We start from the raw sequence: 13,941 nt of genomic DNA, 5'->3' as shown, positions 1-13,941 counted from the left end.
AATATACTCCTTCAAAGGGATTGATTTAATTTGAATTTAATTATACCATATAGACAAGAAAGAAAATATTTTTTTATCGGAAAATAACAACGTTGTTATTTTATGAAAAAGGGGATGCTGAGATGAAGTCGATAGAGACAATGAACCAAATTAATCGCTCTAAACATGTAGCTGTTATGCGAACGGAAGACAAACAGGAGTTTATTGATATCGCCAATATAATTATCGAAGAAGGTTTAGAAATCATAGAGGTAACGCTAACTACACCTCAAGCAATGGATATTATTACAACGTTGTCTCAAAAAGATAACGCGCTTATAGGGGCAGGGACAGTGCTAGATAGTGTCTCAGCGAGGATGGCTATTTTAAATGGTGCTAAATTTATAGTTAGCCCTTCATTTGATAAGGAAACGGCACAAGTTGCTAACTTATATGATGTACCTTACGTTCCTGGAGTGATGACGGTAAAAGAAATGATAGAAGCAATGAAATACGGTTGCAAAGTGCTCAAATTATTTCCTGCGACGCAGTTTACACCTTCATCAATAAAAGATTTTAGAGGCCCTTTACCTACAACAGAATTTATTCCTACAGGTGGCGTTGGTAAGAAAAATCATCAAGAATGGTTAGATGCTGGTAGTTTTGCTGTAGGCATTGGTAGTGAAATTACAAAAGTATATGAACAGTATGGTGCAGAAGGTCTGAAGCAATATGTTAGTGAACTTAAAGGTGGTGAGTGAAGGTGACTATATATGGGTTAGGGGAAGTCTTACTGCGCTTTACACCTCCGAATCATGAACTACTGAAAAATGCACGCGCGTTGAATATACAAACGGGTGGCGCAGAATTAAATACACTTGTGACATTAGCTGGATTTAAACAAGATACCGCTATGTTAACGACATTGCCACAAGATAGTTTAAAAGATTTGGTAGAACAAACGATGCGCAGTTCAAATGTAAACACAAAATTTATCGACCATATTGAAGGTCGTATTGGCACTTACTATATGGAAGAAGGCTTCGGTTATAGAAGTGGTCAAGTTATTTATGATCGGGAGCATTCAACCTTTGCTCAAAATGGCTATGAACATATACAACAAATTGACTTTAATGATGGAGATTACTTGGTTTTGACAGGTATTACACTTGCAGTTAATTCACAGATAAGAGATAACATTGTAGATATTTTAACGAAACTTAAGGAACAAGGCGTTAAATTAGTATTTGATATAAACTATAGAGGAAATTTATGGTCTACCTCCGAGGCGATACCAGTTATTAAGTCAGTGTTATCATTTGTAGATATTTTACTCTTTGGAAAAAAAGATGCTACGCATTTATTAGCGACAAACAGTGAATCTGACGATATTGAAACATGTGCAAGAACAATACAAGCCCAATATAATATACCAATTATGGCGTCTAGCAATAGAGATATTACTGAAAGTACAATGCAAGGTATCATGTTAATTCAAGATAAATTTATAACTAGTCCGAAGTATCAATATACCGTACTAAATCGTATCGGTGCTGGAGATGCTTTTACAGCAGGTATTGTACACGGATTGATTCAACAGTGGGATTTAGCACAAGTTATTGATTTTGCAACAAAATGTTCCGTACTGCAACATACAACTAATGAAGATTCGTTAAGTATTGAAGAACAAGATATTTTAAATTTGTCCGCCAACGTGGGTGAATTAAAACGATAGCAAACAAAATTTTGGAAGCGCATACAAATAAAGTTATTTAGATGTTCAGATTATAGTAGTAAGGGAGAGGTACTATGACACTCATTAATGATAAGTTTTTGCTTAATAATAAAACAGCTGAGAAGCTTTACCAAAAGGTTGAAAATATACCCATTATTGATTTTCATTGTCATATAGATGCTAAAGAAATTTATGACAATAAAAACTATGACAATATTACACAGTTATGGTTAGCAGGAGACCACTATAAATGGAGACTTATGCGTGCAAATGGTATAAACGAATCATTTATTACTGGGAATGCGCCTGAATTTGATAAATTTAAAGCATTTATGCATATGCTACCTTATTCAATTATGAATCCTATGTATCATTGGTGTGCATTAGAATTAAAACGCTATTTTAATGAAACGATGAATTTTGATGATGTCGATATTGAAAAATTATATGATACGTTAAATAAAAAATTAAGTAAACCTTCGCACACACCACAAGCATTAATTAAAAAAAGTAATGTATCAGTAGTCTGCACAACCGATGATCCATGTGATGATTTGAAATATCATCGTTTATTAAACGAAGATAATAAAGTTAAAGTAAAGGTTTGCCCGACATTTAGACCAGATAGTTATGTATTTTTAAGTAAAGACACTGTCACAGCAAAAGTTGAGCAATTAAAAAAGAATGTAGATTGTAATATAAATGATTTAACAAGTTATATTTCAGCATTAAAAGAACGTATATATTATTTTGACAGAAATGGAGCATTAAGTTCGGATCAAAGTTTTGAAAAAACACCATGTGTCAATGTTGATGCCGAAGAAGCGGACAAATTATTTGAAAGAGTGTTAAACGGTGGTGTTATTGAAGAAACCAAACAATATGCGTTAGCCGGATTTATTATGACTGAAATATCAAAGGTTTATAAAGAATTAGGGTGGGTCGTGCAATTCCACTTAGGACCAACACGAAACAATAATACAAAAATGTACCAACAAGTTGGCGCAGATAGTGGCTTCGATAGTGTGGGTGATCAATTGAGTGCAAAACGCTTAAATGAATTTCTTAACCATTTAGAATTAAATAATGCATTGTCAGACACTATTATTTATCCAAATAATGGCCAAGATCATTTAATGGTACAAGCAACTGCTGGTAACTTTACGAATAGTGAACATCGCGTTCAATTAGGCGCAGCATGGTGGTTTAATGATACGAAAGAAGGCATGGAGCAACATTTAATAGATTATGCCAATATAGGTCTTTTACCGAACTTTGTAGGTATGTTAACAGATTCTAGAAGTATGACTTCTTATACTAGGCATGAATATTTCAGACGTATTTTATGTAATTTAATAGGCGACAGAATTGAAAAAGGTGAAATTGCCTTAAGTCATAAAACAATTGAACAAATACTAAAAGATATTTGTTTTAATAATGCATTAAAACTATTCAAGATTGAAGGCATTAAGGAGGTCTAAACGTTATGGAATTATCTTTTAGATGGTACGGCAAAGACGATCCAGTAACCTTACAGCAAATTAAACAAATTCCTGATATGAAGCACATAGTTTCAGCTATTTACGATGTGCCGGTAGGTGAAGTTTGGTCGAGTGAACGTATTGCTGACTTAAAATCGACTGTTGAAGCTGAAGGACTAAAGTTTGAAGTAGTCGAAAGTTTACCAGTACATGAAAATATTAAATTAGGTGTAAGTAATAGAGATGACCTTATCGAAAATTATAAAACGTCTCTTATTAATTTAGCGAACAATGGTATTAAAACTATAACTTATAATTTTATGCCGGTATTTGATTGGACACGTTCACAATTAGATTATGAACTTGAAGACGGTTCGAATACTTTGATTTATAAGCACGATCAAATTAAAGACATCGACCCATTAACAACGGATTTAAATTTGCCAGGTTGGGACGAAAGTTACTCTCGTGAAGAAATGAATCAATTGATTTTAGACTATCGTGAGACGTCAGAAGAACAATTATGGGAGAACCTAACGTATTTCTTAGAACGTGTGCTACCAGTGGCGATAGAGCATGATGTTAACCTTGCGATACATCCGGACGATCCACCTTGGCCAATTTTTGGTATTCCAAGAATTATTAAAAATAAAGAAAGTTATGAACGTTTATTATCTATCAATAATAGTAAAAATAACGGTATTTGTTTCTGTACAGGGTCGTTAGGTTCATTAGCTGAAAATGACTTGCCAGCAATGATTAAAACGTTTGGAAACCATATTCACTTTATGCATATGCGTAACGTTAAACGTATCGGAGAGTATTCGTTCTTAGAAACGGGTCATTTATCTAAAAATGGTTCGGTGGACATGAAAGCCGTTGTTGACGCATTAGTAGACATTGATTTCAAAGGTACAATTAGACCTGATCATGGCCGTATGATTTGGGGAGAAACTGGTAAAGCGGGATATGGATTATATGACCGTGCCTTAGGAGCAACTTATATTAATGGCTTAATCGAAGGGGTGCGTAAGTAAAATGAAACAATTTGAAAATTTAAATATAGTGATAACCGGTGCTACAGGTGTTATAGGTTCAACGTTTGTAAAAGCATTAGTAGAACAAGGTGCGAATGTTGGTATATTAGGACGTTCTGAGGACAAAATCGTTAACTTACAACAACGAATAGACATAGAACATAAACAAACTGTAGGGTTAATCGCAGATGTATTAGATAAGAAAACTTTAGAACAAGCTAAAAATACATTTAATCACCAATTTGGCCAAATTGATGTCTTGATTAATGGGGCTGGCGGTAATAATTCAAATGCCACAACTGATGACGAAATGTACGATGAAAATAGTGAAAAATCTTTCTTTGATTTAAGCGAAGAGGGTGTTGATCAAGTATTTAAGTTAAATTACACTGGGACATTTTTACCTTCACAAGTGTTTGGACAAGATGTCGTGGCATCTGAACAAGGTACAATTATTAATATTTCATCGATGAACGCATTTACGCCGCTTACTAAAATACCAGCATATAGTGGTGCAAAAGCCTCTGTAAGTAATTTTACACAATGGTTAAGTACTTACTTTGCAGGTCAAATTCGAGTGAATGCAATCGCACCAGGTTTTTTTGAAACTGCACAAAATAAAGGGTTGTTAAGAAATGATGACGGTTCTTATTCTGAAAGAGCGAATAAAATCTTATCCCAAACGCCCATGCAACGCTTTGGCGAACCAGAGGAGTTATTAGGTACTTTATATTGGTTAATGGATAAAAAACAAAGTGGTTTTGTAACAGGTGTTGTTGTACCAGTTGATGGTGGATTTAATTCATATTCAGGCGTTTAATAAAAATAACCTCGCTGTTAGTGATAACAGCGAGGTTATTTTTATGCTTATAAATTATTCTGAACTTACTAAATCTGGAATATTAATGAAGTCTTGTTTCTCTAAAGACACTGGACGACCTTCATCATGCATTTTAGCAACATGAAATTCTCCCCATTTGCATAAAGAAGATAAAATTTCACTCAATGTCTTTCCATAATCAGATAATTTGTATTCAACTTTCGGGGGTACTTGCTGATAAACAATACGCTCGATAATGCTATCCTCTTCTAACTCTCGTAATTGTTGCGTTAACATTTTTTGAGTGATATTAGGTATGGCACGTTTGAGTTCGGAAGTCCGCATCGTGCCATTATCCTTTAAATGACACAGAACTACAGGTTTCCATTTGCCACCTAATACGTCAATCGTTGCTTCCACACCAATATTATAATGGTTCTTTAACATGCGTTTCACCTCCATAGGTACTAAAAAGTGCCTATAGTACTTTAAGGTACCTATATGACTTTAAAGTGCGTACTTACTTCTTTTACTTATTGGAATTATAATAACACACATATTAATAAAAGAGGAAGGAAAGAAGTAAATGAAACAACAAAAATTAGCAATTATTGCCTTAGCCGTCTCAGCCTTTGCGATTGGTATGACAGAATTTATTAGCGTTGGATTATTACCACTTATTAAAAATGCATTTGATATTACCATTCCAATGGCTGGATTAACAGTATCTTTATATGCCATTGGCGTTACTGTAGGTGCACCAGTACTTACGCCACTTACAAATAAAATGAAAAGAAAGCACTTATTAATTTCAATTATGATGATATTTATTGTAGCTAATTTATTAGCAGCATTTTCAGCATCATTTGCGATGCTATTAACAATGCGTGTGTTATCGGCATTAATGCATGGCGTGTTTATGTCTATTGCAACAGCTATAGCGAGCGACCTAGTATCTCCAAATAAACGTTCTAGTGCAATTGCTATGATGTTTACAGGTTTAACTGTTGCAACAATTACAGGAGTGCCATTTGGAACTTGGATTGGCCAAAATTTCGGTTGGGAGATGTCCTTTATAACTATAGCAGTCATCGGTTTTATTAGTTTGATTGCCAATGTGATTTTCGTACCAAATAATTTAAATGAATATGAACAATCACCCATCGTTCAACAATTAAAAGTATTTAAAAATAAATCACTTATGCTTGTCTACCTAATTACCGCCTTAGGTTATGGTGGTACGTTTGTCGTTTATACCTACCTGACATCTATGTTGACGCATCAATTAGGTTATAGCGATAGTACAGTCGTTGTATTACTTATCGTATATGGCGTGATGGTAGCGATAGGAAACACTTTAGGTGGTAAATTTACGAATAAAATGCCAACAAAAGCTTTAAGCATCATCTTTTTAATTCAAGCTATTGTACTTTTATTTGTAGGTGTAACGACGAATCATCCAATTATTGGACTTATCGCTATTATGTTCATGGGTTTATTTGCATTTATGAATGTCCCAGGATTACAACTTATCGTTGTGTTATTTGCAGAACGTGAAAACAAAGCGACTGTAAATTTTGCATCAAGTCTAAATATTTCAGCGTTTAATATCGGCATTACATTAGGATCCGTTATTGGTGGTTATGTGTTAAATGAATTTTCAGTAGCAATGACTCCATACTTTGGTTTCGTAATGGTTATAGTCGCAAGTGCAATGATGTACACATTATATATTAGAGAAAAACAACATCGTTTAGCTCAATGCTAATAAAAGATGTAAGTAATTATGAATCAACTTGCATTCAGGTGATAAAGATAGATAAATTAAATCAACTTAAACGTGTCTGTCCAGACCTTGCACAGTTTAATGGATAAGCAAAAGAGGTCATTCCCTAAATATGGGAATGACCTCTTCTAAATTATATAGAGATTAATTGTTGTTATGATGCACATTGACGTGTGTTAAATGTTTAAAATGCTCATGATATGCAGCCCAATTAACATTTGTGTTTGACGTGTCGGTTATTAACATGTCTATATTTTCTGGCGCACAGACATTATATAAAGAAACTTTGTCTAGCTTAGCACTATCGGCTAAGACATAAACCTCTTGTACTTGCTCTACCATTTGCGCCTTTGTATAAGCCAAAGTTTCGCTAAAATGCGTTACACCTTTTACGGCGTCTATTGCGGGCGTGCTTAAAAATAATTTTAAAGGATTAAAAGATTTTAAAGCACTGTTAGCAAGTTGACCATCTAATACATAGTTGTCTTTATGCAATGCGCCACCAGTAACGATGACCTGATGGTTGGTCGATTTTAAGGTAGAAGCAATATAAATATCATTCGTAATGAGCGTTAAATTGCGTTTGTGTTGCAAAGCGAGCGCTAATTGTAACCCTGTAGAACCTGAATCAATAATAATAGTATCATTGTCTTGGACAAACTCGGCAGCCTTAGTGGCAATAGCAACTTTTTCTTTGTAATTACTCGTTTGTCTATCGGCAAAACTAAGTTCGTCCCATACTTCACCTTTATTTAATACGACACCACCATGTGTACGTTTAATTTGATCGAATTGTTCAAGTTTATTTAAATCACGACGAATCGTTGCTTCGTGAACATTAAATTGCTTTGATAATGTGTGTATCGTTGCTTGTTTATGTTCTAATAAGAAAGCAATTATTTTTTCTTCCCGTTCGGCAGGTAACATCATCTACACCCCATTTTAGACATAAGTATAACAAACTGACTTGGATCTTCAATTATTCATATTGTGCGCTTCTAGGTAGTTTGATGAAATAAGTAAGAATGGTACTAATAAAGTAAAGTATGCCTAAAATCCAAATTATTCCAATATCATGTACGATATCGATAAATAAATTTACAATCATTGGACCGACAAATACTGGTAAACCAGCGCCTAAATTTAGTACGGAAAGTGCCGCACCTTTATCTTTTTTAACGAGTGTAGGGATCAATGCTGATAATGGTACGTACGCTGCGATAAATGCACCCCAACAAAATCCTACGATAGTTAATAATATTAGATTACCATCTGTCCACATCGGAATATAGCCAATGAGTAGTACTGAAATACCGCTACCAATGCCTCCAAAGTACATCACCGTGTTACGCCAACCAATTTTATCTCCAACGATACCAAAGATTAAGTTGAAAATGATATTACCTACAAAGATTGTAGACCATACAGCTAACCATTTTGATGTAGGTATACCAAAACTGGATAAATAAATAGGTAAGAATACCGGGAAGGCAAATTGTGCCGTGGTATTAATTACACGTACAATACCTCCGAGTAATACTTTAGGTTCTTCTTTTATAATTGTAATACCTTTAAGTAGCTCTTTTAGTTTTTCTTTAGAACTACCTTGATTTGAAGGTAATGTATCTCTATTAATGATAAGTGTGAATACTGCACCTAAAACAACCCAGAATAATGAACTCCATAGCGTATTAATATGTCCTAAATATTTAATTGCCCAAATAGAATAAAGTGCGCCTAACACATTTAAACCACCAGTAAAGACAAACCAAAACCATCCTACTGCGGCACCTAACGTTTTTTGTTCTGAACGGTAAGAAATCCACACTAAGAATGAATAAGCAAATAACGGATAGCCTAAACCACGTAGCGCGTACGCAGGTAACATCAAATATAAATTATTTGATGGAATTGCAAAACCAACAAAGCAAATTGTTCCTATGATATAGAAGAACAAACCAAGTATCATCGTTTTTTTGCCGCCTAATGCCTCTGCAAATACGCCACTAAACCAACTTGCTAAGGCAACAGTAACGCCATAACAAGAAAAAAGTGCACTCGTTTCTTTAACGGAAAAGCCATTTTCGTGTAGCCAAGGACTTAACCAACCAATTTCTAAACCGTCACCCATCATGAAAATAATAATACCTATGTAACCCCAAACGATTTGGCGAGGCATACCTAAAACTGAATTTGAATTTTTCATATAACATACTCCTTTAATTTCGCATTGTGATGGTAGTGTTATGATTTTTAAGTCTAAAATGTTTAAATATAAATTGTTAATAAAATATAAAAATCAAATTTCGAGAAAATAAAACTATTTTTTTTTTGCACATTTATGTTTGTAAAAACAATAGTAAACGCTTTCATTTGTATATGTCAATCATAAAACTACAAAATATATGTTTTTATATGCTTGAAATTACTAATTAAATGTTTATATTTGTTCGTTTATTTCGTTTTCGTGCGTTGCTTTTTGTTACTAAGTTGCTTATTATTTAATAAAGCGTTTTCTATTGTACGTATTTGGAGGGTTATTATGAATTACAGTATAGGTATTGATTTTGGCACTGCATCTGGGAGAGTGTTTTTAGTCAATACAGCTAATGGTGAAATTGTTTCACAATATATTAAAGAATATGCTCATGGAACGATTGAGCAACAATTAAATGGTCAAAAGATACCACAAAGTTTTGCCTTACAAAATGCTAATGACTATATGGAAGTAATCGAAGAAGGTATTCCATACATAATAAAAACAGCCAACATCGATGTTAAGGCTATAGTTGGCATAGGCATTGACTTCACTTCATCGACAGTGATTTTTGTAGATGAATATATGGAACCCATACATAACTATGAATGTTTTAAAGATGAACCACATGCTTACGTGAAATTGTGGAAACATCATGGCGCTCAAGCAGAGGCCGATAAATTATTTCAAACTGCGTTGCAACAAAAGAATCGATGGTTAGGTTATTATGGCTTCAATATTAGTAGTGAGTGGATGATTCCAAAAATAATGGAAGTACAACACCAAGCACCAGAAGTGATGGCTAAAACTGCGAATATCATGGAAGCAGGGGACTGGATTGTTAATAAATTAACTGGGAAAAATGTACGTTCGAACTGTGGACTAGGTTTTAAGGCATTTTGGCAAGAAGAGACAGGATTTCATTATGACTTATTTGATCAAATAGATAATGAATTGTCTGATATCGTGAGAACAAAAGTCGATGCACCTATCGTAAATATTGGTGAAACAGTTGGTACATTAAGTACAGCAATGGCTGATAAACTAGGTTTGCCAGACACGGTAGCGGTAAGTCCATTTATTATCGATGCACATGCGAGTTTATTGGGTATTGGCTCAGAAAAAGATAGAGAAATGACGATGGTAATGGGAACGAGTACATGTCATTTAATGCTTAATAAAACACAGCACAAAGTACCTGGCATCTCAGGCTCGGTTAAAGGTGCAATTATCCCTGAACTTTATGCATATGAAGCAGGGCAATCTGCAGTGGGAGATCTATTTGACTATATCGCTAAACAAACACCGTATGAATATGTTGTTGAAGCTAAAGAACGAAATATTTCAATTTTTGAATTACTTAATGAAAAGGCACAGAAGTTGGCGCCGGGCGAAAGTGGTTTGGTAGCTCTTGATTGGCATAATGGCAATCGTAGTGTATTAAGTGATAGTACATTAACAGGTAGTTTATTTGGCATGACGTTACAAACCAAGCACGAAGATATTTATCGTGCGTATATGGAAGCTACCGCATTTGGTACGAAAATGATTATGCAACAATATCAAGGTTGGCACATGGAAGTGGATAATGTGTATGCATGTGGTGGTATACCAAAGAAAAATACATTGTTAATGGAAATATATGCCAATGTGTTGAATAAAACAATCACCGTTATCGATAGCGAGTATGCACCTGCGATAGGAGCAGCTATATTAGGCGCTATCAGTGGAAAAGCACATCATTCATTTGAACAAGCAATTCAAGCTATGAAAGAACCGGTACTATATCAAGTAGAGCCAGAGGAAGCAAAAGTTGCTACTTACAAAAAAATGTTTAAAGCATATAAAGCATTGCATGATTTACATGGTTATAAAAAAGCAAGCATAATGAAAAATATTAAAGCAATTGCTGATGAAAAATTTAATCAATAATAGAGATTGATTTTCTAATAGTGTGAACGCAGGCTATTTCATTGATTTTGATAATACAGAAAACCCCCACATTGCTTCGACAGTCTGTGGGGGTTTTTATTTTATGCTGCCTTTCTGATAGTAAATAAAATACTCGGAGAAATACAACTTTTTTTAAATAAGCATTACTCGCTAATTTTTAACGATTAATCGTCAAAATGCTCCCAATAGATTTGAAGAAAAATCTATTGGGAGCAATCATGTATATGAATATTTTGTGTTTTATACAAAGAAACTTCGCATTAAATATGATGTTTCTAAACTCAGTTACCATTGCATTAATATTTTTTATTGTTACTACTTTAAGCTTATGCGTGCTGTTAATAATATTAAGAAAGAAGTATAAACTATCTACAGCAATAATTATAAATGTGTTTTTAATATCTATAATGGTCATATTATTTGTAACGTTAGGGATTATCGTATTTCAATTTAATCCGGACCCTATTGAACCAGTTAAGCCAATAAAAACGATAAAATAACAAGTTGCTTTTGGTATTTTAGTTCTTAGCTCATATATTTCGAATAACTTTGAAAAAACAGCTATGCTATTTAAAGATACTCGTAAGTGCATCAATTAAGCTATACACACCTAAAAATGACACGATAAGTACAACAATAAAGCCTAAAATATTAAGCCATAAATTATTAGCGTATTTACCCATAAGTTGTTTTTTATTAATAATGATAAAGATAAGGATAGCTACTATCGGCAAGATAATACCGTTCAATGCTTGAGCAACGAGTAAGACTTGAATGGGTTCAAAGCCTAAACCTGATGTGATAATACCAATAAGTATGATAGCGGCGAATACGGTTTTGTATTTTTTGCTTTTCATACCTTTTTCCCAACCAAGCAAACTGCTTATTGTAGCAGCAGCGCCAGTAGGTGAAGCAATAGCGGAAGATAGCCCTGCTGCAAACAACCCAATACTAATAATGAATGGGGCAAACTCTCCGAATATAGGTTTCAGTGGGTCAGCAAGTTGAATGATACTTGATACCTCTTTACCTTTAATTAATGTAGCGGCAGAAATTAAAATTGCTGCCGAAATAATACCACCTACAGCAATCGATATAATAGTGTCCCAACGTGCGAATTTCAATTCGGTTAAGTCTTTAAAACGTTCATGCACGGCAGTAGAGTGAATAAAGAAATTATAAGGCACTACCGTTGTGCCTATTAAAGCAATAACAGTAATAATGGAACCATTCGGTATCGTCGGTGCAAAAACACCTTTTAAGATACCTGTGACGTCGGGTTTAATTACAATCATAGTCGTAATGAAAATAATTCCCATGATAACCATTAATACGATCATTATCTTTTCTAAAAAGCGATAGTTACCAAATAAACCAATTAATAAAATGATTATACCTATCACGGGTGCTACTGTATGTGAAGGTAAATGTAATAAATATGCAGCACCTAGAGAAGTACCTAGCAAGTCTCCGCTTATGTATGCGGCACACCCTAAAGTCACTGCAATCAATGTAAACCAAACTAAAATTAATTTACCTATTTTATGCGCAAATAATTCTTGTATCGCTTCGCCCAAGCCTTCTCTAGTAACTAAAGACAGGCGGATAATCATTTCTTGTAAGACGATTGTTGCAATAATAGAGAATACTACTGCCCACAACAAGCTATATCCAAAGCCTGCGCCCCCTTGGGTCATTGTAGTAACTGTACCAGGACCGATAAATGAAGCGGTAATAATCATTCCAGGTCCAATTGATTTAAATACTTTACTCAAGTTTTTATACACAACCATCACATCCCCATGTTATTAGGCTTTGCCTAAATATTTCACGTGGCCTGCAAGTACGTATAGTACAGCAGTAGAGACAAAATGAGCAGAATTTTGGTTAGCGTCTTGCATTGGATAAACCTCAACATAATCCATACCGCAAAGACCTAATTTACCAAATTCATGTATTAATGTTAGTAACTCGTAAGATGTAATACCATTGCCGTCCACTGGACCGCCAGGATTAAAAGCAAAATCAAGGACGTCACTACAAATTGTTAAATAGACGACATCTACATCTTTACTTGCTTGTGTATAAATATCTCGCGCTAATTGTGTTAAATTTGTAGATGATCTAATGTCGTTAATTGTTAGAGTGACCGCACCTGCTTCTTCAGCATATTTACCAGTTTCAGGTTTGTTACGCGGACCATGAATACCTGTATGAATGATGCTCTCATTTCTAATGCCCTCAGTTTCATACAAACGCATAAATGGAGTATTACGTGCATAAAGTTCACCATCATAGTCAGGCATATTATCGTAATGGGCATCTAAATGAATAATCCCTACACGTTTATTTGTCTTAGTTAGTGCTTTTAAAATAGGGTAGGTAACGCCGTGTTCACCACCAAAGCCCACTAAAAACTTATCTTGTTGCCATAAATTGTATGCAAAATTCTCAATATTCTCATAACTTTGCTTATTATCGTGTGCGACGAACGGAACGTCTCCAACATCACCCATAGTTAAATGCTCGCTTACATCGATATGATTTAGCTCAGGTAAATATTGACTATAGCGTGCAGAACATACACGTATTTGTTTTGGACCTAATTCAACGCCTGTATAGTCGCCCCAAGTACTTTCGCCTTCAAAAGGCACACCATATACAATAACATCGGTATCTAAGTCTTGCGCCTTTGATAAATTTTTACTATCTAAAAAACATGGTGTATTTCCATAAATATTATCTTTCATAAAATATAAAGCCCCCTTTATTAATTAATAATTATAGAGAGTATCAATTTTGTTTTCAAATATATATCGAAATAGATTGTTATATTTCCTAAAACATTCGAGTAAATTATTTATTAATATGTAGTAAAATGTTTAAATAAACA

At 34.3% G+C, this 13,941-nt stretch carries 12 protein-coding genes; 7 read left to right on the top strand and 5 right to left on the bottom strand.

Going from position 1 to position 13,941, the window contains the following annotated elements; genetic code table 11:
* Positions 1 to 122 precede the first annotated feature (122 nt).
* The 5 genes from eda (at position 123) to ISP08_RS11025 (ending at position 5,052) form a co-directional block, all read left to right on the top strand.
* Positions 123 to 740 (top strand): bifunctional 4-hydroxy-2-oxoglutarate aldolase/2-dehydro-3-deoxy-phosphogluconate aldolase, encoded by a 618-nt coding sequence (gene eda, locus ISP08_RS11045; RefSeq protein ID WP_195718662.1) that lies wholly within the window; start codon positions 123 to 125, stop codon positions 738 to 740.
* Between the two features lie 2 nt (positions 741 to 742).
* Positions 743 to 1,714 carry a sugar kinase gene (locus ISP08_RS11040; RefSeq protein ID WP_195718661.1) on the top strand — a complete coding sequence of 324 codons (972 nt, stop codon included), beginning with the start codon at positions 743 to 745 and terminating at the stop codon, positions 1,712 to 1,714.
* 74 nt (positions 1,715 to 1,788) lie between these two features.
* Positions 1,789 to 3,195 carry a glucuronate isomerase gene (gene uxaC, locus ISP08_RS11035; RefSeq protein WP_195718660.1) on the top strand — a complete coding sequence of 469 codons (1,407 nt, stop codon included), beginning with the start codon at positions 1,789 to 1,791 and terminating at the stop codon, positions 3,193 to 3,195.
* A gap of 5 nt (positions 3,196 to 3,200) precedes the next feature.
* Positions 3,201 to 4,232, top strand: a complete 1,032-nt coding sequence (gene uxuA / locus ISP08_RS11030) for a mannonate dehydratase (protein ID WP_195718659.1) — start codon at positions 3,201 to 3,203, stop codon at positions 4,230 to 4,232.
* Position 4,233: 1 nt separating this feature from the next.
* Positions 4,234 to 5,052, top strand: coding sequence for an SDR family oxidoreductase (locus ISP08_RS11025; protein ID WP_195718658.1), 819 nt, complete (start codon positions 4,234 to 4,236; stop codon positions 5,050 to 5,052).
* Between the two features lie 54 nt (positions 5,053 to 5,106).
* Here ISP08_RS11025 and ISP08_RS11020 read toward each other — a convergent pair whose 3' ends face one another.
* Entirely contained in the window at positions 5,107 to 5,499 is a 393-nt protein-coding gene (locus ISP08_RS11020) for a winged helix-turn-helix transcriptional regulator (protein ID WP_048792388.1), read from the bottom strand.
* 139 nt (positions 5,500 to 5,638) lie between these two features.
* Between ISP08_RS11020 and ISP08_RS11015 the strand changes: the two genes are divergently transcribed.
* Positions 5,639 to 6,820, top strand: a complete 1,182-nt coding sequence (locus ISP08_RS11015; RefSeq protein WP_195718657.1) for an MFS transporter — start codon at positions 5,639 to 5,641, stop codon at positions 6,818 to 6,820.
* Positions 6,821 to 6,982: 162 nt separating this feature from the next.
* On the opposite strand, the gene ISP08_RS11010 is transcribed toward ISP08_RS11015, so the two are convergent.
* Together ISP08_RS11010 and ISP08_RS11005 are read right to left on the bottom strand one after the other, a co-directional pair.
* Positions 6,983 to 7,765, bottom strand: a complete 783-nt coding sequence (locus ISP08_RS11010; protein WP_195718706.1) for a DeoR/GlpR family DNA-binding transcription regulator — start codon at positions 7,763 to 7,765, stop codon at positions 6,983 to 6,985.
* A gap of 52 nt (positions 7,766 to 7,817) precedes the next feature.
* Positions 7,818 to 9,044 (bottom strand): MFS transporter, encoded by a 1,227-nt coding sequence (locus tag ISP08_RS11005; RefSeq protein ID WP_195718656.1) that lies wholly within the window; start codon positions 9,042 to 9,044, stop codon positions 7,818 to 7,820.
* Positions 9,045 to 9,380: 336 nt separating this feature from the next.
* On the opposite strand from ISP08_RS11005, the gene ISP08_RS11000 reads away from it, so the two are divergent.
* Positions 9,381 to 11,027 carry a ribulokinase gene (locus tag ISP08_RS11000; protein WP_195718655.1) on the top strand — a complete coding sequence of 549 codons (1,647 nt, stop codon included), beginning with the start codon at positions 9,381 to 9,383 and terminating at the stop codon, positions 11,025 to 11,027.
* Between the two features lie 587 nt (positions 11,028 to 11,614).
* On the opposite strand, the gene ISP08_RS10995 is transcribed toward ISP08_RS11000, so the two are convergent.
* Positions 11,615 to 12,841 carry an Nramp family divalent metal transporter gene (locus ISP08_RS10995; protein WP_195718654.1) on the bottom strand — a complete coding sequence of 409 codons (1,227 nt, stop codon included), beginning with the start codon at positions 12,839 to 12,841 and terminating at the stop codon, positions 11,615 to 11,617.
* 15 nt (positions 12,842 to 12,856) lie between these two features.
* Positions 12,857 to 13,798 (bottom strand): agmatinase family protein, encoded by a 942-nt coding sequence (locus ISP08_RS10990; protein WP_195718653.1) that lies wholly within the window; start codon positions 13,796 to 13,798, stop codon positions 12,857 to 12,859.
* Between the last annotated feature and the right edge of the window lie 143 nt (positions 13,799 to 13,941).

The sequence above is a fragment of the Staphylococcus lloydii genome, from assembly GCF_015775975.1.
Lineage (GTDB): Bacteria > Bacillota > Bacilli > Staphylococcales > Staphylococcaceae > Staphylococcus > Staphylococcus lloydii.
This window is presented reverse-complemented; position numbering and strand designations above follow the sequence as displayed.